The following is a 20,242-nucleotide window of genomic DNA, read 5'->3' as shown; positions in this document are numbered from 1 at the left end:
GACTTCTTCATCTGCAGAACTCCCTCTTAACGAGAAAATTCTACTTCTCCCAGCGCCGGTTTGCGGGGGGCATTACCCAGAACCCTTGGGATAGCTCATCAACCAGTCGGGTAAGCGTTTCTCGTGTCGCCGGGTCAGTCATCGAGTCCAGCTCGAAGTACGTCGGGACACCGATGGGAAACGCGATTTGCCCCGTTTGAACAGCCCGTTCAATGGTTGCCCCAAACGCCTTCATTGCGGGCGTGAGACTCGTTTTGTTCCGCCGAAAGTCCGACACGCACTTCCATGCGTTCGTGTCGAGATAAACCAGTTTGAGCAAACTCGCGCGGGCGGCTCTTTCGCTGCGTTGCCTTTTAATGTGATCGTAGAGAGATACCTGGGGATGGCCCCGATGTACCTCAATGAAATGACTGATCCGATTAGCGGATGCGCGGGCGGCAGAATCGAGAGATGACGACATGGGATGTTCGACTAAGCTCCTGCTCAATTATGGGAATGTAATTTTCTACCTAATGCGGTGCGTTAAATACTTTGCTTCCGATAGGGTACAAGCATTTTATTCGCAAATGGATAGGCGGAAGGGAAACTCTGTGCGTCTCCGCTTCCGCGGATTGCGCTGCTCCAGGTTCGCTATCCGCTCATCCCTGACGGGACTGGCGTTCGCCAGCCTTCCGCATCGCTGACGCCTTCGGCCCTCGCGGGCCTGCGCGCTTCGTTTGCCGGTTGTGCCTTCGTTGGAGAGGGCTGGGCGGTCTTGCTGCCCCCTTCACCGTACCACGGCGTTTTCGCCGTCAAGGGCTGCGCGTGCGAGCACGCTTGCGGCCCGTGGCCGTCCTTGACCCCTGACGGCTTGCGCTGCGCCGTGCTGGCGACGGTTCCGGGCAATTCCGCCCGTGCAACCGGAGAGCGTCATGAACGACAAATCGCACGCTTCCCTCGAACAACACGTTTGCCTGGTCTGCGGCGCTCGCTTCGACACCGGCGCGATCCTGCTGGACAAGCGCCTGCGCGCGAGCATGGAGCGCCACACGGCGACAGATTGGGGCTTGTGCCCCGAACACCAGAAGCTGTCCGACGATGGCTTTGTCGCCTTGGTCGAATGCGACCCGCAGCGTAGCAGCTCGCCGTCCGGCGCTGATCGCATGAAGCCCCGAACAGGCGTACCGGACGGGGCGTTTGGCGCACCTGAAACGCGAGGTGTTCACTCGCGTGTTCAACGTGCCGATCGCGGACAAGCAGCCGTGCGTGTTCGTCGAACTCGGCGTGATCGAGCAGTTGCAGGCGATGACTGCGCACTGATCGCACGACCACCATCCGGCGCGTTGTCCTTCGGGACGACGCGCCTTTTTTTCTGCTGCGCCCGGTGCCGATGCCTTCGCGCCTGCGGCGCTGCGCGCTTCGCTTGCGCTCCAGGGGAAGGCCATGCGGCCATCCCCGCCGCGCTACGCTTGGCGCCCCTCAATACCGCCGCCCCGGCTGTGCCGGCGCGCCCCCCCCCACGCACCAGCGGCATTTCATCCAGGGCATCCACCCCCATGCTGTCCATCGTTGATTGCATGGGCGTCCCCGGCCAAGAAACATGGCCGGTCGCGCTGTCGTGCTGCGCATCGAGCCTCGCTGCGCGAGTCTCGCCCCCTTCGGGCTTCCATCGCTGACGCCTACGGCCCGGCTTCCAGCTTCGGGCCTGCGCGCTTCGCTTGCGTGCGGTTCGGCACACAGGGACGGCCGTTGCCATGTCCAGCCGTCTCTCCTGACTTCATCACCTTGTCCGCGACCGTAGCTCGCTCCCGCGTGCCGTCAAGGCGCGCAGGGCCGTGTCCTCGGCTGCGCCTGCGGGCCGCACCAACCCTGCGCTTGTTTCCTTGACGGCCCCCGTCCGCGCGCTCCTTTGGCCGCGGGCGATGAACTCAGGAAAGACGGTGGCAACAGGGCCAACCGGGTTCCTCGTGCCAACCGCACCGAACAGCCGAAAGGCTGGGCTCCGAATCTAGGAATCCGGTGTGCGGTTTGAACAGCAAACCCTTTTCGTCAGGAGAAAGACCATGCAACTCGCATCCCAATTCGCTTCCCGCTCCCCCTCGCTGCGCAGCGACTACCCGCTGACCGATGACCAGATTTACCGCGTAGCGCCGTCCATCTTCGCGGACGCGCCGCACGAAAGCCGTTCGCAGCGGTACGCCTATATCCCCACCGCCGCCGTGCTGGCCGAGCTTCGCAAAGAAGGTTTCCAGCCTTTCATGGTGACGCAGACCCGTGTGCGCGACGAAGGCAAGCGCGAGCACACCAAACACATGCTGCGCCTGCGCCACGCCAGCCAGATCAACGGCGCGGAAGCCAATGAAATCGTGTTGCTCAATTCCCATGACGGGACGAGCAGCTATCAGATGCTGGCCGGCATGTTCCGGTTCGTGTGCAGCAATGGCCTCGTCTGCGGCGACACCGTGGCCGATGTGCGCGTGCCCCACAAAGGTGACGTTTCCGGGCATGTCATCGAAGGCGCTTATGAAGTCTTGCGCGGTTTCGACCGGGTGAAGGATTCCCGCGATGCCATGCGCGCGATCACGCTCCATGACTCCGAAGCCGAAGTGTTCGCCCGTTCCGCGCTGGCCCTCAAGTACGACCCCACCGACAACAAGCCCGCGCCCATCACCGAATCGCAAATCCTGATGCCGCGCCGGTTCGACGACCGCCGCCCCGACCTGTGGAGCGTGTTCAACCGCACGCAGGAGAACTTGACCAAGGGCGGACTGTCCGGGCGCAGCGCCAACGGACGCCGCCAGCAGACCCGCCCCGTGCAGGGCATTGATTCCGATGTGCGCCTCAATCGCGCCCTCTGGATGCTGGCCGATGGCTTGCGCCAGTTGAAAGCCTGATTCCCCACGCGGCAGGGGCAGGCAGCCGCCCTTGCCGCTTTCTTTGCTGCTGCATCCCTGAACCGATAGGAGTTATCACCATGAACGCCGTTATCCAAACCGAAGCCCGCGCCATCAACACCGCCGCCGTTATCCCGCTGGAAGCCGCCGACCCGACCAAGAACCTGATTCTGGTTCCACTGTCGCGGCTGGTGTCGCGGCCTGCTGGCCGCAACGTGCGCAAGACCCCGCGCATGTCCATCCCCGAACTGGCCGCATCTATCCAGCGCGTCGGCCTGCTGCAAAACCTCATCGTGATTGCCGCCGCCGATGGTGAGCATTACGAAGTGGTGGCCGGTGGCCGTCGCCTCGCAGCCCTCAAGCTGCTGGCGAAGAAGCACCGCATCAGCAAGGAATGGGACGTGCCTTGCCTGCTGGTGGCCGATGGCACCGCCCGCACGGCCAGCCTCACCGAGAACGTGCAACGCGAAGCCATGCACCCCGCCGACCAGTTCGAGGCATTCGCCGCGCTGGTGGCCGAAGGCCGACCCATCGAGGACATAGCCGCCGATTTCAGCGTGTCCCCGCTGGTGGTGCAGCGCCGCTTGAAGCTGGCGAACGTGTCGCCGCGCCTGCTGGCCGACTACCGCGCCGAAGCCGTGACGCTCGACCAGTTGATGGCCCTTGCCATCACCGACGACCACGCCGCGCAGGAAAGCGCCTTCTATGACGCCCCAACGTGGCAGCGCCAGCCGTCCGCGCTGCGCGACCGCCTCACCGAAAGGGAAATTGACGCCTACCGGCATCCGCTGGTGCGCTTCGTAGGGCTGGACAGCTACGAAACCGCAGGCGGCGGCATCCGCCGCGACCTGTTCGCGGAAGGCGATGCGGGCGTGTATCTGACCGATGCCGCGCTGCTGGAACGGCTGGCGCAAGACAAGCTGGCAGGCATCGCCGCCGAGGTGAAGGCCGAAGGTTGGGCGTGGGTGGATGCCACGCCCGCCGTGACCCATGCCGACCTGCACGCCTTCCAGCGTGCGCCGAGGGAGCGGCGCGAGCCGACCAAGCGCGAAGCAGCCCGCATCGAGAAGCTGCAAACCAAGCTGCACGAACTGGCCGCAGCCGTGGATGACGCGCTGGACGCCGACGACGAGGAAGAGGCCGATGCCTTGCAGGAAGAAGGCGAAGCCCTGGGCGAGCAGTTGCAGGCGCTGGAAGATGGCTTGCAGGAGTACGGCCCGACCGTGAAGGCCGCAGCCGGTGCCATCGTCACCACCGACCGCAACGGTCAGGCCGTGATTTATCGCGGGCTGCTGCGCGAGGCCGAAGCCAAGGCGCTGCGCACGCTGGAACGCCTGCGCCAAGGGTTCAGCGGCGAGGATGCTGGGAACGACGACGAGGGCGAGGACGGAGACAGCGAAGGGCAGCCCAAGACCGCCGCCATGTCCGACCGGCTGGCGCAACGGTTGAGCGCCCACCGCACCGCCGCGCTGCAAATCGAAGTGGCACGGCATCCGCAAGTGGCGCTGGCTGCGCTGGTGCATGGCATGGTGCAAACGGTGCTGCAAGGCGGCTACCACGGCCACGACTTGCCGCTGGGCGTGAGCCTGAAAGTGCAAGACCGGCTGGAAGGCATGGCCCCCGACTGGCCGGAATCCCCCGCCGCCGTCGCGCTGCGCGAGTTCCAACAGGTGGCGGGCGAAGCCTTGCCGGAGGACAGCGCCGAACTGTTCGCCGCGCTGCTGGCGAAGTCCCAAGACGAACTGGTGCGGCTGCTGGCGGTATGCGTGGCCGTCACGGTGGACGTGGTGACACCCCGCACCACACGGCAGCAGCCGGGCGAAGAACTCGCGCAGGCCGTGAGGCTGGACATGGCCGCATGGTGGAAGCCCACCAATGAGGGCTATTTCCGGCATGTGCCGAAGGCCGCAATTCTGGAAGCCGTGGAGCGGTTCGCCCCGTCGCACGTCACCCGGCTGGCGAAGTTGAAGAAGGCCGACATTGCCAGCGAAGCCGAGCGGCTGGCAGACGGCACGGGCTGGATGCCTGCCATCTTCAAGGCCGAAGGGCCGGACGCCACGCAGGCAGAACCACAGGAGCAGGACGACGCCCCGGAGGATGCCGAGGCAACAGCAGATGAACCCTCCGTGGCGCTAGCCGCTTGACCGTGCAAAAGCAAGCGCCCCGGCCTCGACCGGGGCGCTTTGCTGGAAGGAGAACACCCATGACCTACACCACCAGCCGCCCCCGCATGGCGGCGATCTATGCCCCCGGCACGGTACGCGCCCGCCGCTGGCACGGCGAAGGCGACGTGCGCGGCTACCGCCCGCCCTCTGGCTGGTCAGCCCGCGCCGACCTGACCGACATTCACCCCATCACGGGTCGCGCCTTGCCGCGTGCCGTGTGGTGGCTCATCGAGACGAAGGAATAGCCCGATCAGCACCGCGCCCGGTGTCATCCATGCCTCCAATTTCCACGCTGCTGCTTTACAATCCCTTGATTTGACCAACGCCGTATCTATCGGCATAAATAACAAGGGAGCGCAATGGGGACATATCGGGTCGCACAGGTTTGTCCTAACGGGCATGTCGCAACAACAGCCGCTGATCAGAATCCCGAGCTTCGAGAGGCGTTCTGCTCTAAGTGCGGTGAAGAGACCATCATGCAGTGTCCTTCGTGCAGCGCATCCATTCGCGGCGATTTCTACGTTGAAGGCGTTTTCGGCTTGGGTGGTGATTACGAGCCTCCCTCGTTCTGCCACAACTGCGGTAGCCGGTTCCCTTGGACTGAACGCAAGATTGCTGGCGCTGTTGAGCTAGTGGAAGCAGGCGCAGAGCTGTCGCCAGAAGAAGTCCAGCAGTTCCGTACCGATTTGACGGAATTGACCAAAGACAGTCCAAAAACTCAAGTTGCATCCCTTCGATTCAAGAAGGTGATGACGAAGGTCGGCGCTTCGGTTGCATCTGGCGTGCGCGACATTGTTGTCGATGTACTTAGCGAAGCTGCGAAAAAAGCGATTTGGGGAGCTTAGAAGGAATGGCGATGACTCTCGACGAAATTAAGGCCTGCCTACAGGCCGGCAATCTTCAGATTGCGAATGAGACGGCACTTGCGAACGGCACTGGCACACAACTTCGTTTGCAAAATGGTGCAATCGTAAATAGCTACCACACCGGTAATTTCAATGTTCAGGGCAAGAACCAAGAGGCGGTAAAGGCTTGCCTCGGCGTGCAACCTGCACAGGCTGCGGCACCAGCTCCACAGAATGGCGCTGCTGCTAAGCCAATGCTCAGCAAGGTATTCGTGGTTTATGGGCACGATAATGCCGCCCGAACCGAGCTTGAAGCGATGCTGCGCCGCTGGAGGCTTGAGCCGTTGATCTTGGATCAACTTCCTTCGGAAGGGCAGACCATCATCGAGAAATTGGAAAAGTACACGGCAGAAGTAAAGTTTGCTGTGGTGCTGGCCACGCCCGACGACGAGGGCTACCGCGCTGGTCACGAAGACGAAAAGGCGTTCCGTGCACGCCAAAATGTTGTGATGGAATTGGGCATGATGCTTACGCTGCTCGGTCGTAAGAACGTTGCCATTCTCATGAAGCAACAAGACAATATGGAGCGCCCATCCGACATCCAAGGGTTGCTCTATATCCCATTCAAGGACAATCTGCAAAAGGATGCAGGGCCGCTTCTGGCAAAGGAAATGGCGGCTCAGGGTTATCCCATTTCGTTGGCGAATCTGTAGGCATCGGCAAATAAAATCTATTTGGAAATAGTGCCTGCTATTTCCCAGAATGAGCCCCTTGTTGTGCTCTTAGACTTTTGAGCGTGTCGGCGCAAAGCGCCGCCGGGCTTTCGGGCTGCGCCCCGTGCCGTCTTTGTCGTCACGGCCATTCGGCTTCAATCCCTCACGCCTTCGCGCCTGCGGCGCTGCGCTTGCCTCCAGGGGAAAGCCCTGCGGACTATCCGCGCCGCGCACGGCTTGGCGCCCCTCGATGCCGCCGAACCGGCTGTGCCTGATCGGCCCGGCCAGCATCTGCAAAGTGGGCTCGCTCCGAACCGCCATTGAAAACTACACGCCGTTCCTGGCGGATTTGATATCGAGAAGATTGATCTGGTCGATCTTGTCTTTGTGGATCACGATGGTCAGCTTCGCGGGATATTTGAATCGCATCTCACTGATTCTGAATGTCCACAGCATGATTTTCAGTAGATCCTCGTCGGAAATATTCTTGTGTCCTTTGATTCGCGTGATTCCTGATCCAAAGATTGTTGTCGATACGCTTTGCTGGGCGTACACGTTGTTTACCTTGTCCCAGAAATTAATGAGGAACTCAAGGTACTCCGGCATCGTTAGTAGCGCCTTGTTGTTCTCATCGAACTTGGAGAACGCGGTCAGGAGATAGTCTTCGTACAGGCAAATCGTGCCTATCTGATACCTTTTCTTCTTACCGTGTTTCCTTGCCTCGTTCTCCTCCAGGACTTCACTTTCATCAAAAGCGTATTCCTCGATGTAGCGGTCTAATTCGGAAATCGGAACGCCGAGATGCTTCTGGATGAAAACTCCGTTGAGAGAAGTCTCGCCAATTATCTTGTTGTCCACCTGAGTGTCGAAATACTCATTGAAGGCAATTGCCTTCAATCCCGGCTGGTGGAAAATGTCGCCGGTCTTGATCGCGACATCGCTGCCCTCAACATTGATGTCGATACTGTTCAGGTTGTTCGACCAGAGCCATATCACCACGTAGGTGAGTGCCAGTATTGCCAAGAAAGCCAAGCCAGCCTTCAGCTTCCACTCGGCAGGAACGTCAACAAAAATAACTATGAATGACAGCGTACCGCTGACGACAGCGGTGATCTCAAGGAATTTCTTGATGACCCGCTTGTCAAAAAAGTTGACCTTCGCCATGACGTGAATCATTCGCTCCGATATGTCGATTGATTATGGGTTGTATCTGTAGATGCCTGGGGCCTTCATGCTCCCAACCATAAACTCGCCGTCCTGCAAGGATTTTTTGATGAGCTCTTTATTCATCGGGACATGAAGCGTCGGGACTTTGTTCATCGAATCCCGGAACACGGGAAGATTTCCCCACAGGTTCTTGACCGCCTGCTTCAATGATCCGCCGACAAGCAGACTTTCCTTGGTGGCATATTCGGGATAGATGACAATAACAGGAAGCCCTTGATCGTTGATCCCGTAGTCGATTTCTTCTCGAAGGGCGCGGGAATTCGTCGTGATCGAACTCAAGATGAGGATAATGTTCTTCGAGCTCCGAAGGCGCTCCCTGAGCCTGGGTTTCAGTGTGTATTCCCAATCGCTGCCATCGCGGACACTGTAAGTTTTGTCGTGCGAATCAACGAAGGGGAACGTCGCATCAGCACCTTTCCACATCCGTAGGGTGTTGTAATACTGAAAATCCTTCGTCGCATTGGCACCTAGCGAGCTGGGATGGAATGGCTCTGCAACGTAAAAGGCGGTGTAGTTTCCATTTCGATATGCCATGTCGCTTCTCAATCTCCATCAGAGTTCAGTACCGCCTCAAGTTCCTGGCGCACCTGCGCCAACAACTCGTCAGCCTTGTGCGTGCTGTCGCCCGCAAAGGCCAGCGTCAACAACGTGAGCGGATGCACGTCCATGACCTCGCACAGCTCGGTCAGCTTGTGCAGGGTCGGACTTTTCAGGTCGCGCTCCAGCGTACTCATATAGGTGCGGCTCGACACGTCGGAGAACGCTTCCTGGCTCAAGCCACGCGCCTTCCTGACCGTCTTCAACGCCTTCGCCAATGAGTACTTTGCCGCCACCTATGGTTTCCTCTTAAAACCAAGATGACAACCCATTGAATCCTATAGGGCTACAATCTATAGTGTTCATTCATGGCTGAGAGGCCGCTTTCGTGCTTTTACGGAAATCCGTATCCCCGGATTCCGACAGAACCGGGGAATCGCATCCGTGTCTTTCCGGCTTCCGACAATTCCGCTTCGGTGCTTCCGTCCTTCTACGGATGCGATGGCTTGCACATCCGTGCTTCCACGCGAATGCACAGATTCGGTTCGACGGTTCTGTGCTTTGGCTCAAGAGCGCATCCGCGCATCCTCGGTTTCGTGGGGAGGCTGCCCATGACCCTGCCGCTTGTCACCGCAGATGAACGCGCCCGGCTGCTGGCTCACGGCGCGACGCGCGCCGCTGGTCAACGGTTCGACCCGCTGCCCGTGGTGCGCCTGTTCACCCCGGACGCGCACGCCACTTGGCTGCTGGTGTCCCTCGACCCCGCGGATGGCGATACGGCCTACGGTCTGATCGACCTCGGTATCGGGATGCCCGCGCTCGGGACGGTCAAGTTGTCCGACCTGGCTGGCATCGCCGGGCCGCGCGAACTGCCGGTGCGACGGGATCGGTATTTCCAGGCGGTGCGTCCGTTGTCGGAGTATGTCCGGCTGGCGCAGGAGAACGGCGCGATCACGGACTGATGAAAGCCAGCGCGGCCCGGCCAGCCGGGGCGCATTGTGACTATTTCAGTCTTGGTCAAGACCGTGCAGGTCTGAATCCGCATTCTCGCACCGAAGCGGTGCAACCATGCTGTAAGTAGTCCTGATCCTTGGCGCGGGCTGCGGCACGGTATCCGACGCCGCGCACCATTTCCGGGTTGCGCAGCCGTCGCATTCAGACGACTACCGCAACACGCCGGAGCCAAACGGTCTTGACACTAACAGTTACAGCTTAACCGTTTTTGATGACGACCTGATGGCATTTCGATAGCTCTCGCATCGCGGAAATCGTGGCGACGCACCCCGAACACTGGGAGGTTTCGCCATGACTGATCGCAGCGCCGAACACTGGTATCCGACAGCGGCTTATCTCTATGTCCTGCACCTTGATGGCCCTGCGCTGGCCTGGGAATACTTACGCCGAAACCCCGACTACCGCCGCGACTGGCTGCGCCGTCGCCGCCGGTCGGACGCGGCGCAGGCTTGGGGCCTGCGCTTGCTGGAAGACCCGGCCCTGGATGCGCGCGACGCGCATCCAGCCTGGTTCCCCGATCACGATGCCGTGGTGCAGCTTTACCCCGACGCCGATCCGCCACCGGACGCCGAAGCCTTCGAGTTGTGGCGCGTTCCAGGACGCAAGCACCTGATCCACGACGGCAAGCGCCTGGTTCTGGTGTCGCGCTGGCCTGGCTGCTGCCTGCGGCTCGCGCTCGGGCCGGGCTTGGAAGACGGTATGGCCTACCTCTACGCCACCCGTGCCTGCGCCATGCCCTGCGCGCGCTATCGCACGCTCGCGGCCGAGCTGGATGCCCTGGCCGCCGCTACGATTGCCGCGCCTGCGGCGGCGGCCCGTTCCCGGCCCACGCCGGCGGCGGTGCTGGAGCTGCACACCTTGCAGGCGCTCGACGCGACCCTCGCGGGCGCGTCCTTGCGTGAAGTGACCGAAGGGATTTTCGGGGCGGATGCTGTCGCCGCCGACTGGCACAAGGACAGCGCCTTACGTGCCCGCGTTCGGCGGCTGGTACGCCGTGGCGATGCGCTGATGCGCGGCGGCTATCGCCGCCTGGCACAGCTTCCGCCGCTGCCGTTGCAGTAGAGGGGACGTTTCGCATCCCCCACAGATCGTCCCTTAGCAAGCAGCCTCGCTTTCTTGAAAGTGCCTCTATCCGGCCGCGTGGTGTGGCCGGGCTTGATGGAGGTACATCCCATGCGACCCGCTCCCTTGCGGCCTGCCGCCGCTGCTGTCGCTGCGCCTGCGCAGCCCCAACGCTACCTGACTAACGACGAAGCCGCCGAATACCTGCGCCTGTCGCCGCGCACGCTGGAGAAACAGCGTGTGATCGGCGGCGGCCCGAAATTCCGCAAGTTCGGTCGCCGCGTCATGTACGCAGTGTCTGACCTCGATGCCTGGGCCGACCAACGTAGCTACGAGGCGACTTCCGACCCGGAATACGCCGAGCGCCACGCGGGTGACTACCGTGATGGCCGCTGATCGCTGGCGCGTGGGTGGCCGTCGCCATGTCCAGCCCGCCAGGGCAAGCCTTGCAGCAGCGCGAACAGCTCGACCTGTTCCGCGCGCTGCCGGGCGACATGGCTCCCCGCGACAGCCAGGACTTGATGGCCTTTCCGTTCTTCTCGCTGGCGAAGTCGCGGCGCACCGCGCCGATCGACTTCCGCAGCGGGAATATCACCATCCGCGTGGAAGGCACGGCCGAGCATGGCATCGCCACGATATGGGACGCCGACGTTTTGATTTGGGCAGCCTCGCAGATCGTGGAGGCGCGCGACGCGGGCATCCGCCCGTCGCGCTGGATACGCGCCACTCCCTACGAGATCCTGCGCTTCATCGGGCGCGGCACGTCCCTCAACGACTACCTGCGGCTGAAAGCCGCGCTCGACCGGCTGCAATCGACCACGGTGGCCACGTCCATCCGCGAAACCACGGGAAGGCGATTGCATCGCTTCTCGTGGATCAACGAGTGGAAGGAACTGGCCGATGCCAGCGGCGTGCCGCTGGGCATCGAACTGATCCTGCCGGACTGGTTCTATGCGGGCGTGCTCGACGCCGCCCTGGTGCTGACCATCGACCCGGCCTATTTCCGCTTGAAGGGCGGCATCGAACGCTGGCTGTACCGCCTGGTGCGCAAGCACGGCGGCAAGCAGCCGGACGGCTGGCAATTCGACTTCCGGCACCTGCATCGCAAGTCGGGCAGCGCGGCGCGCTTCTCCGACTTCGCGTACGACCTGCGCGCCCTGGTGTCGCGGCAGTCGTTGCCCGGCTACGTCCTGGGCATCGAGCGGATGCCGGACGACGGACTGGAGCTGCTGACCTTCCGGCCCGTGCTGCACACGGCACGGGGATAACTCGGGGAAAACGTGTGGACGGACTCGTGCTATCAGGAGTACCGGGTATCGTGCTATCAGGAGTACGCCTATCGTGCTATCAGGAGTACGAAAACGCCGGAAAGCCAATAACGGCGCGGATTTTCGGCCCCTCTAACTTACCTAACAAGAAATACATAACTTTTAGTAGAAGCGCTCCGTTTCGGTGGACAACCACCCAACGGCACGGGCAGGCCAGCTTTCCAACACGGAGGGCCGCGCCATGATCCTCGCGCTACTCAACCAGAAAGGCGGCGTCGGCAAGACGACGCTCGCCACGCACATCGCGGGCGAACTGGCGCTGCGCGGCCAGCATGTCGTCCTGCTCGATGCAGACCCGCAGGGTTCTTCGCTGGACTGGACGCAGCGCAGAAGCCAGCAGGGCTTGCCACGGCTGTTCAGCGCCGTGGGCCTCGCCCGCGAAACGCTGCATCAGGAAGCGCCAGAACTCGCCAGGCGGGCCGATCACGTCGTCATCGACGGGCCGCCGCGCATCGCCGCCTTGGCGCGCTCCGCGCTGCTGGCGGCCGAGCGTGTGCTGATCCCGGTGCAGCCCAGCCCCTACGACCTTTGGGCCAGCTCGGAAATGGTTTCGCTGATCCGTGAGGCGCAGGTGTTCCGGCCTGCGCTGCGCGCGGCCTTCGTCATCAACCGGCGCGTCAGCACCACCATCATCGGCCGCGAGGCGCGGCAATCGCTCGCAGAACAGCCGCTGCCCGCGCTGCGTTCGGAAGTGCATCAGCGCATCGTGTTCGCCGACAGCGTGGCCGCTGGCCGGCTCGCACGCGAGACAGCGCCCGACAGCGCCGCCACCCGCGAAATCACCGCCCTGGTGGACGAACTGCTGCGGTGGCCGACATGACAGCGAAGCAGCCACCACGCGGTAAGCGTGTCGGCATCGGCGCACGTCCGCCCGCGAATCCGCACGCCGAGGCGTGGATTCGCCAGGGCGACGCCGATGCGCTGGGCAAAGGCGAGCTCTACACCGCGCGCCTGACCCTCGACATTACGCCCGCCATGCGGGCGCGCATCAAGGTGTCGGCCTTCACGCGAGGCGTGACCGTGGCCGACCTGCTGCGCGGCCTGCTGGAGCGAGAGTTTCCTCCGGAGAGCACACCATGACCGCATCCGCTTTGCCTGCCGCGAACGCGGCACCGGCTACGCCGCTGCTTGCGCTTTCGGCACTCGCCGGGCAGGCCGGCAACGTGCCACTGACGCGCGTTTCGCTGGCCTACATCGAACACCGCTTCAAGCTCTACCTGCGCTTCGGCGAACCCGCACGCACGCTGCGCCTGGACGACTGGCGGCGCTGCGCGGTGTTCCTGCCGGGCGCGATGCTCTGCCGCATCCGCTGGCAGGCCAACGATTACGGCACCGTGCGCTGGCAGCTCATGGTGATGCAGACCGCCACGCCGCTCGATGCCGTGCAGCGCATCCCCGGCGTGCAGCCGGGCGCGCGCCTGCTGCTACACGCCGAAGGCGATGCCAACGTGCGCGCCGTGCTGGAACGCATCGACGCCATCGAGGCGCTGGGCATCGCCGCCATCGACGTGCCGCCCGCGTACTGGCGCACGCTGGGCAACCGGCTTGCGGCTCGCCTTGCGCTGCCCGAATACAGCGCCGAGCGGCATGTCGCCTGGCTGGCCGGAAAGGTGCTGCCATGACCGCCTCGACCACCACGGCCAACGCGCCCGCCGTGCCGCCGCGTCCTCGCTCGCGCCTGCGCGCTCGCATCATCGTGGCGACACTGGCAGCCATCGGCTTGGCTGCGCTGGCCTGGGCGGCTTTCGTGTCGCCGCTACCGCGCCTGACCTACAACCCGTCCGACAGCGTGGCGGTCGGCTGGTATCGCATCGACCCGTTCGACCCGCGCACCGCCTCGCTGTCACGTCCGTTGTCCGTGGACAGCATCGTGCTGGTGCCGCTTCCGGCCACGGCCGCCGCGCTCGCTGCGCAGCGCGGCTACCTGCCTGTGCACGTGCCGCTGCTCAAACGTGTGGGCGCGGTCGCGCCGCAACACGTCTGCATCGTCGCCGGTCAGGTACGCATCGACGGCGTGCCTTCGGCCGCCGTGCTGCCTGCCGACCGGCTGGGCCGGGCGCTGCCGGCCTTGCCGCTTTGCCGCCGCCTTGAACCGGGCGAACTGTTCCTGTTGAGCGTGACGAATCCGGCATCGTTCGACAGCCGCTATTTCGGCCCGGTCAGCGCATCCACCGTGATCGGTGTCGCGCATCCGGTCTGGCTGGAGACACGCCCATGATGGCCGCCGATTCGCTGCGCTCCGGCGTGCCATCGGGCTTGCCGTTCTCGCTGCTGCCGCCATGTCGCCGCGCCTGCCGTGTCGGTGCATTCGCACCGCACGTCGCGCTGCCTTCGGCGCAGCCGTCCAACGTGCAGGCGTCTTGCCTCGAACGCGCCCGGCCTGCGGCCATCGCCGCGTTCGCCGGCGCGCTGTCGGTTCACGCAGCAGCGCCGCCGGGCCGCCGGTGCCTGGAGCGACAGCGGAAGGCAAAGGCGGAAGGCAAGATAAAAGGTCGCGGCACATGGCCGCTTGAAAACCTTGTCTGCACATGGGGGGAGCGCGGCACGCGCCACGGGGCGGCAGCGTGCCGCGAAGGTGCGCAATGCCGCATTGGCCTTGGCGAAATCGCGTGCTTCGTCTGCTGGACTGCGCCGATCTTGGATGGGGCTACGCTATGAGCCAGCGCGACGATGACCACTTTCGCGTCCGGCCTGGTGCTCCGAAACAGCGCGGCGACGCCTACATCAACAAGGTGCTGCGGCAGGCCAACAAGACCGGCGCGAAGCTCGGCAAGGCGGCCGGCAAGGTCGGGCAGCGCCCCGGTTCTCGGCTGGGCCGCGGCCACGTCGCGGCGCGCTTCGCCGGTCGGGGACTTGGGGCCAACGCCCGGCGCGTGACGATCAAGGCGCGGCTGGTGAATCTGGCGAAGGCCGGGCTGCGTTCGACCGCCGCGCATCTGCGCTACATCGAGCGCGAAGGCGTCGATCGCCAAGGCGGGCCGGGCCATGCCTACGGGCCGACGACCGACGAGGCGGACACCAAGGCGTTCGAGGAGAGCGGGCGCGAGGATCGGCACCAGTTCCGTTTCATCGTCTCGCCGGAGGACGCCGAACAGCTCGACGACCTGCGCACCTACACCCGGCACCTGATGGCGCGCATGCAGGCCGACTTGGGTACGCGGCTGGAATGGGTCGCGGTCGATCACTGGAACACCGACAACCCGCACACGCACGTCGTCTTGCGCGGCAAGGACGACACCGGCAAAGACCTCATCATTTCCCGCGACTACATCGCCGAGGGAATGCGCCGCAGAGCATCGGAACTAGCGACGGAATGGCTCGGGCCGCGTACCGAACTGGAGATGCAGCGCGCCATGCAGCGCGAAGTCGATCAAGAGCGGTGGACGGGGCTGGATCGCACCTTGCAACGCGAGGCCGTGGACGGCCTGGTGCGACCGGAGACGTTGGCCGAACCCCGGTTGCAGCGCCAGCGGCAAATGTTGATCGGCCGCCTGCAACGCTTGCAGCGTATGGGGCTGGCGACCGAACAGCAGCCCGGCACCTGGGCTGTCCACGCCGACGCCGAAACCACGCTGCGGGCAATGGGCGAGCGCGGCGACATCATCCGCACCATGCAACGGGCCATGAGCGGCCAGCAACGCGAGCTGGCCGTGTTCCAAGCTGGCGAGGATGGCCGCGCCATCATGGGCCGCGTCGCCAGCAAAGGACTGGTCGATGAGCTGTACGACAAAGGCTATTTGATCGTCGATGGCACGGACGGCAAAGCGCACTACGTCGCGCTGCCGCCGCGGTCGGAACTGGAGCAGTACCCGACCGGCGCCGTGGTGGAAGTCAAAGGCGCGGCCGACGTGCGCGCGGCTGACCGCAATATCGCCGCGCTGGCCGTCGATGGCGTGTACCGTACCGATCATCACCTGGCCGTGGCGCTAGGACAGGCGACGTCCGACCGCGACCCGCGCGAGGTCGTGGCCGCGCATGTGCGCCGGCTCGAAGCCCTGCGCCGCGCCGGCATCGTGGAGCGCGAGGCCGAAGGCGTCTGGCGCGTCCCCGGCGACCTGGCCGAGTGTGGCCGCCAATACGACGCGCAGCGGCTCGGCGGCGGCGTGGCGGTGGAACTGAAATCTCACCTGCCCATCGAGCGGCAGGCGCGTGTGATCGGCGCCACCTGGCTCGACCAGCAGTTGATCGGCGGCGGCAAGGGGCTGGGCGACCTGGGCTTTGGGGCCGAGGTGAAGGATGCGCTACGCCAACGCGCGGACTTCCTGGCCGAGCAGGGCTTGGCCGAGCAGCGCGGACAGCGCGTCGTGCTTGCGCGCAACCTGCTGGCGACGCTGCGCGGGCGCGAGCTGGCGAAGATCGGACAGGACATCGCCGGCGAAACCGGCCTGGAGCATCGGCCAGTGGCCGACGGGCAGCGCGTCGCTGGTATCTACCGGCGTAGCGTCATGCTCGCCAGCGGGCGCTACGCCATGCTCGATGACGGCATGGGTTTCTCGCTGGTGCCGTGGAAGCCCGTGATCGAGCAGCGGCTGGGCCAGAAGCTCGCCGCCACAGTACGCGGTGGCGGCGCATCTTGGGAAGTTGGGCGGCAGCACACCCTTTCCGTTGGTTAGCTGCCAGTGCACGGGCTTTGCTTTTCGATAGGTGCTATCAGGTGCCTTTCTTCAGCGTGGTCATGAAGTCACGGAAATGCGGAGCGAACACCTGGAAAAGCGGATGCTCCCTATTTTCCAGCATCACTTCGCTGAACAGCTTGAGCCCCACTGCGAGGGCTGCTGCGGAGGCGGGGTCAAAATCGACACGCTCACGGACACGATCAACGATCGCAAAGATATTGTCGTGATTGCCTACCTCGAACTGTAGCGGTTGCCTGTTGGGCAGCAGGCTATCGTGGGCATCGACAAGGTGTTCGACGGTTATGCGGTAACGATGCTGTTTCATGGCTGGTCCTTACCTATCGCGTCCGTAGGCGCGCATGAACGTCGTTACAGCGTCTTTCGCCCACCGATCTCTTTGGGCAGCGGACGCCGGAGCATCAGGGTGCATTACGCACTGCATCTGGGCCTCACCGCGCACCATGTTCACGAACAATGAGGCCGCGGAGTCGAGTCCGATGCTTCCAAGATCCAGCTCTCCCTTCGAGGCAGCGACTTCCAGCGTCTCCGCAACGATGTTGTTTATGGCGGCGGGGCCGGCCAGGTAGAAGCGCCTCCCAAGCTCGGGAAACCTCGGCGCTTCGGCCGCAATCATGCGGTATAGCGCCAACCCGTCGCGCGACAGCACAATCTCCAAGTAGGCGAGCGCCATCGCGTTCAGAATATCGGCAAGCCGTTCTTCTGGAAACTTGGGCTTTCGAACGGCTCTAAGAAACCGCTCACATTCGGCCTCGACGACGGCCACGAACAAAGCTTCCTTGTTCGGGTAGTGCGAATACACCGTCGATTTCGATACGCCGGCGGCCTGCTGAATCATGTCGGTCGTCGCAGCGCTAAAGCCGTTTGCCAAGAAGACAGTCCTTGCGCCGGCAAGGACAAGGCGTGCTTTTTCTGATTGCACTGCGCCCCCAGCGGACGAGGGATGCTTGGAAGGCGTGCTCGCCTTCGAGCGCGCTGACGAAGTGGTCATGTGTTCGGTCCACCGCTGCGGAAAGTAAAGCCGCACGATAGCACATAAGCGGTCCAAGTCAAACCGATCGGTACTGTATTGTCTTTCCACAACATGTTGACATTGCTGTATTTCCTGTTTGACTTCCGCTCTTGACTAAACCGAACCGATCGGTTTAGCATGGCGCCATGCCAAGTCACGGGTGCCTCCATGTCAAGCCCATCGCTCCAATATTCATCCTTCGTCGATAAGTCCTCTGCCGCATGGCGCAAAACCGCTGCGGTAGCGATTTGCTGCGCAGTACTGGCGTCATGCGCCTCCATCCCGGACCTGGGGCCGATGGAAAAGCCCGCATCAATGGACGGGCTTGCGGCCGACAAGAGCCTTGGGGCGCCTGTCGGTGAATGGCCGACGCAGGCGTGGTGGAAGTCCTTTGGCGATCCACAACTTGACCAATTGATGGACGAAGCGCTGGCTAGCTCGCCGTCGATGGCGCAAGCGCAGGCTCGCCTCAATGCCGCTATTGCGCGATCGAAAGGTGCGCGCGCAGCGCTGTTTCCCTCTGTCTCACTGGACGCATCCGCCAGCGAGCAGAAGCTGACGTACAACAGCATCTTCCCAAAGGATGTCGTTCCCAAGGGATGGAACGACTATGGCGCGGCTTCTCTGAATTTCGGATGGGAACTCGACTTTTGGGGAAAGAACCGGTCCGCGCTGGATGCGGCCACATCCGAGGCGCTGGCGGTGCAAGCCGATGCCGCCGCAGCCCGCGTCCTGCTGACGACGGAGCTTGCAAGCCGCTATGTCCAACTCAATGGCTTGCATGTACAGCGCGATTTGGCGAGCGACACGCTCAGAAATCGTGAGGACTCCGAGCGCATGGCGATGCGCCGCGTTGACCAGGGCCTCGATACACAGACAACACTGGAACAGGCACATGCGAGGGTCAAGCTGGCACGGGCTGACTTGGCCGACGTGGAAGAGCGGATAGAACTGGCTCGCAATGGGATCGCGGCTCTGCTGGGGCGTGGACCGGATCGTGGTCTGAATATCCACGAGACGCATCTTTCGCCGAGCCTGTCCCTGGCGCTTCCGGAAACACTGAAGAGCGATCTGATCGGGCGCAAGCCCGAAATCGTGGCAGCGCGATGGCGCGTGGAGTCGGCCGCCAAGCGTATCGGCGTTGCAAAGGCAGGCTTCTATCCCAGCGTCAATCTGGTCGCCCTGGTTGGCTACGAGTCGCTGGGCCTGAACCGCCTGTTCGATTCGGGTTCCGACGCGGGCCGTGCCGGAGTCGCCATCCATCTGCCCATTTTCGAGGGTGGAAGGCTCCGAGCGAACTACAGCCGAGCCTGGGCCGAATACGAGTTCGCAGTAGCCAGCTACAACGATGCGCTGGTCCAAGCATTGAGAGAAACCGCGGACGCGGTGAGGAGCTTGCAAGCGCTTCCGATCCGCCTCGAAGCAACGGAGTCGGCGGTCGTCAGCAGCGACAAAGCCTACCAACTCGCCAAGCGCCGCTACGAGGGCGGCTTATCCAACTATCAAACCGTGCTAACGACGGAGGATGCCGCGCTCAATGCGCGGATGGCCGTCAATGCCCTGTGGGTGCGCGGCCTATCCCTCGACATTGCGCTGACAAAGGCCCTTGGCGGCGGCTTTTCCGATTCCTCAATGAATGAACAGGTGACCCGATGAGTGCTCCGATGCCCCCTGACCCTCAAGATTCTTCCACAACGCCGGAGGCTTCACAAAAGCGGGCGAAGCGCAAACGTCTCGTTTTAATTGCGACGGTTGGTTTGGTCGCCATCGGTGTTCTCTACGGTGCGTGGGCGCTTCTGTTCGCAGGCAAATCCGTCACCACGGATAACGCCTACACGGCAGCGGAAGTGGCCCAAATCACACCACTCGTTGCCGGCCCTGTAAAGGAAGTCAAGGTCAGTGACACGCAGGCCGTCAAGGCTGGCGACGTGTTGGTAATTCTGGACGATACCGACGCCAAGATTGCTGTCGCGCAGGCCGAGGCGGATTTGGCGCGTACTCAGCGCCAAGTACGGCAACTGCTGGGAAATGACGAGAGCCTTGCGGGACAAGTGGCCCTGCGTGCTGCCGAAATCGCCACCGCTCGCAGTGACCTGACCCGTGTAACTGCCGCCTATGAAAAAGCGGTCATCGACGAGCGCCGTAGGCAGAACCTGGTTGAAGAAGGCGCTGTCTCGAAAGAGGAGCTGACGAATGCGCAGACGCAGTTGCGCGAGGCGCGCGCTGCGCTGGAGCAGGCTCAAGCCCGAGTTCGCGCTGCCGAGGCCGCAAAGGAAGCTGCAAGCGGCGCCCGGACGGCCAACTGGGCGCTGATCGTAGATAGCACGGTCGATGACAACCCCGCCGTACTCGCGGCGAAGGCGCGGCTTGACCAGGCGCGCGTGAATCTTGAACGGACGGTGCTGCGTGCGCCCTTCGATGGCGTCATCGCGCAGCGTTCGGTGGAGATTGGGCAACAGGTTCAGACTGGCGTGCGGCTGATGACCGTGGTGCCGATCGACCGCATCTATGTCGATGCGAACTTCAAGGAAGGCCAGTTGCAGAAGGTCCGTCCCGGGCAGCACGTGGAACTGACCTCGGACCTCTACGGCAGCGATGTCGTTTATACGGGCCGTGTCGAAGGCTTCGCTGGAGGATCAGGGTCTGCCTTCGCAGCGATTCCCGCGCAGAACGCCACGGGCAACTGGATCAAGGTGGTCCAGCGGCTGCCCGTCAGGATTTGGATTGATCCCGAGCAGTTGAAGCAGCATCCGCTGCGGGTCGGTCTGTCAATGGAGGCTACCGTCGATCTGCGCGACCACGGTGAGTCCCAGCCGGTTGCGACGAGGTAGT

22 protein-coding genes and 1 pseudogene are annotated in these 20,242 nt (G+C 63.2%); 18 read left to right on the top strand and 5 right to left on the bottom strand.

Annotated elements, in window-relative coordinates; all coding sequences use genetic code 11:
• The first annotated feature begins 911 nt into the window (after positions 1-911).
• From PCE31106_RS21285 to PCE31106_RS24075, 6 genes and pseudogenes are all read left to right on the top strand, one after another.
• Positions 912-1,299, top strand: a pseudogene (locus PCE31106_RS21285) (ATPase).
• Positions 1,300-2,042: 743 nt separating this feature from the next.
• The gene (locus tag PCE31106_RS21280) at positions 2,043-2,873 is read left to right on the top strand and encodes a DUF932 domain-containing protein (RefSeq protein WP_024087541.1); all 831 of its coding nucleotides are present in this window, start codon (positions 2,043-2,045) and stop codon (positions 2,871-2,873) included.
• A gap of 80 nt (positions 2,874-2,953) precedes the next feature.
• Positions 2,954-5,017 (top strand): ParB/RepB/Spo0J family partition protein, encoded by a 2,064-nt coding sequence (locus tag PCE31106_RS21275; protein ID WP_024087540.1) that lies wholly within the window; start codon positions 2,954-2,956, stop codon positions 5,015-5,017.
• A gap of 59 nt (positions 5,018-5,076) precedes the next feature.
• Positions 5,077-5,283, top strand: a complete 207-nt coding sequence (locus tag PCE31106_RS21270; RefSeq protein WP_024087539.1) for a hypothetical protein — start codon at positions 5,077-5,079, stop codon at positions 5,281-5,283.
• Positions 5,284-5,397: 114 nt separating this feature from the next.
• Positions 5,398-5,883: a DUF2321 domain-containing protein gene (locus PCE31106_RS21265; protein ID WP_004350864.1), complete on the top strand. Its 486-nt coding sequence runs from the start codon at positions 5,398-5,400 to the stop codon at positions 5,881-5,883.
• A gap of 11 nt (positions 5,884-5,894) precedes the next feature.
• Complete coding sequence (locus tag PCE31106_RS24075) at positions 5,895-6,596, top strand: TIR domain-containing protein (protein WP_011002526.1); 702 nt, start codon at positions 5,895-5,897, stop codon at positions 6,594-6,596.
• Positions 6,597-6,923: 327 nt separating this feature from the next.
• Here the strand turns inward: PCE31106_RS24075 and PCE31106_RS21250 are convergent, their stop codons facing one another.
• Genes PCE31106_RS21250 through PCE31106_RS21240 form a run of 3 tightly spaced genes read right to left on the bottom strand, consistent with a single transcriptional unit; the run spans position 6,924 to position 8,656 of the window.
• The gene (locus tag PCE31106_RS21250; RefSeq protein ID WP_024087537.1) at positions 6,924-7,760 is read right to left on the bottom strand and encodes a macro domain-containing protein; all 837 of its coding nucleotides are present in this window, start codon (positions 7,758-7,760) and stop codon (positions 6,924-6,926) included.
• 33 nt (positions 7,761-7,793) lie between these two features.
• A complete protein-coding gene (locus PCE31106_RS21245) occupies positions 7,794-8,357 on the bottom strand; it encodes a TIR domain-containing protein (protein ID WP_024087536.1) in 564 nt (187 codons plus the stop codon).
• Between the two features lie 8 nt (positions 8,358-8,365).
• A complete protein-coding gene (locus PCE31106_RS21240; protein WP_024087535.1) occupies positions 8,366-8,656 on the bottom strand; it encodes a helix-turn-helix domain-containing protein in 291 nt (96 codons plus the stop codon).
• Positions 8,657-8,971: 315 nt separating this feature from the next.
• Between PCE31106_RS21240 and PCE31106_RS21235 the strand changes: the two genes are divergently transcribed.
• The 10 genes from PCE31106_RS21235 to PCE31106_RS21185 all read left to right on the top strand — a co-directional run bounded on the left by PCE31106_RS21235 (position 8,972) and on the right by PCE31106_RS21185 (position 16,377).
• Positions 8,972-9,322, top strand: a complete 351-nt coding sequence (locus PCE31106_RS21235) for a DUF2958 domain-containing protein (protein WP_024087534.1) — start codon at positions 8,972-8,974, stop codon at positions 9,320-9,322.
• 343 nt (positions 9,323-9,665) lie between these two features.
• Positions 9,666-10,436: a DUF2285 domain-containing protein gene (locus tag PCE31106_RS21230; RefSeq protein ID WP_024087533.1), complete on the top strand. Its 771-nt coding sequence runs from the start codon at positions 9,666-9,668 to the stop codon at positions 10,434-10,436.
• A 111-nt stretch (positions 10,437-10,547) separates the two neighbouring features.
• Positions 10,548-10,832 carry a helix-turn-helix transcriptional regulator gene (locus PCE31106_RS21225; RefSeq protein ID WP_004883058.1) on the top strand — a complete coding sequence of 95 codons (285 nt, stop codon included), beginning with the start codon at positions 10,548-10,550 and terminating at the stop codon, positions 10,830-10,832.
• A 26-nt stretch (positions 10,833-10,858) separates the two neighbouring features.
• Positions 10,859-11,704, top strand: a complete 846-nt coding sequence (locus tag PCE31106_RS21220) for a replication initiator protein A (RefSeq protein ID WP_024087532.1) — start codon at positions 10,859-10,861, stop codon at positions 11,702-11,704.
• Between the two features lie 241 nt (positions 11,705-11,945).
• Positions 11,946-12,584 carry a ParA family partition ATPase gene (gene parA / locus PCE31106_RS21210; RefSeq protein ID WP_024087531.1) on the top strand — a complete coding sequence of 213 codons (639 nt, stop codon included), beginning with the start codon at positions 11,946-11,948 and terminating at the stop codon, positions 12,582-12,584.
• The gene (locus PCE31106_RS21205; protein ID WP_024087530.1) at positions 12,581-12,844 is read left to right on the top strand and encodes a hypothetical protein; all 264 of its coding nucleotides are present in this window, start codon (positions 12,581-12,583) and stop codon (positions 12,842-12,844) included. Before parA ends, PCE31106_RS21205 begins: the two co-directional genes overlap by 4 nt.
• Positions 12,841-13,386, top strand: a complete 546-nt coding sequence (locus PCE31106_RS21200; RefSeq protein WP_024087529.1) for a DUF2840 domain-containing protein — start codon at positions 12,841-12,843, stop codon at positions 13,384-13,386. Before PCE31106_RS21205 ends, PCE31106_RS21200 begins: the two co-directional genes overlap by 4 nt.
• Positions 13,383-13,982, top strand: coding sequence for a S26 family signal peptidase (locus PCE31106_RS21195; protein WP_024087528.1), 600 nt, complete (start codon positions 13,383-13,385; stop codon positions 13,980-13,982). Before PCE31106_RS21200 ends, PCE31106_RS21195 begins: the two co-directional genes overlap by 4 nt.
• A complete protein-coding gene (locus PCE31106_RS21190) occupies positions 13,979-14,422 on the top strand; it encodes a hypothetical protein (RefSeq protein ID WP_024087527.1) in 444 nt (147 codons plus the stop codon). Before PCE31106_RS21195 ends, PCE31106_RS21190 begins: the two co-directional genes overlap by 4 nt.
• On the top strand, positions 14,419-16,377 hold the full coding sequence (locus tag PCE31106_RS21185) for a relaxase/mobilization nuclease domain-containing protein (protein WP_024087526.1): 1,959 nt from the start codon (positions 14,419-14,421) through the stop codon (positions 16,375-16,377). The genes PCE31106_RS21190 and PCE31106_RS21185 overlap by 4 nt, the downstream gene beginning before the upstream one ends.
• A gap of 37 nt (positions 16,378-16,414) precedes the next feature.
• Here PCE31106_RS21185 and PCE31106_RS21180 read toward each other — a convergent pair whose 3' ends face one another.
• Together PCE31106_RS21180 and PCE31106_RS21175 are read right to left on the bottom strand one after the other, a co-directional pair.
• Positions 16,415-16,705, bottom strand: coding sequence for a DUF3861 domain-containing protein (locus PCE31106_RS21180; RefSeq protein ID WP_023087374.1), 291 nt, complete (start codon positions 16,703-16,705; stop codon positions 16,415-16,417).
• A gap of 9 nt (positions 16,706-16,714) precedes the next feature.
• Entirely contained in the window at positions 16,715-17,389 is a 675-nt protein-coding gene (locus PCE31106_RS21175) for a TetR/AcrR family transcriptional regulator (RefSeq protein ID WP_079769125.1), read from the bottom strand.
• A gap of 189 nt (positions 17,390-17,578) precedes the next feature.
• Between PCE31106_RS21175 and PCE31106_RS21170 the strand changes: the two genes are divergently transcribed.
• Positions 17,579-19,066, top strand: coding sequence for an efflux transporter outer membrane subunit (locus PCE31106_RS21170; RefSeq protein ID WP_150564577.1), 1,488 nt, complete (start codon positions 17,579-17,581; stop codon positions 19,064-19,066).
• Positions 19,063-20,241, top strand: a complete 1,179-nt coding sequence (locus tag PCE31106_RS21165; protein WP_057379586.1) for an HlyD family secretion protein — start codon at positions 19,063-19,065, stop codon at positions 20,239-20,241. The genes PCE31106_RS21170 and PCE31106_RS21165 overlap by 4 nt, the downstream gene beginning before the upstream one ends.
• Position 20,242 lies beyond the last annotated feature (1 nt).

It is taken from the genome of Pandoraea cepalis (assembly GCF_902459665.1).
GTDB lineage: Bacteria > Pseudomonadota > Gammaproteobacteria > Burkholderiales > Burkholderiaceae > Pandoraea > Pandoraea cepalis.
Note: the sequence above shows the minus strand (reverse complement) of the source record. Positions and strands in the feature narration are given on the sequence as shown.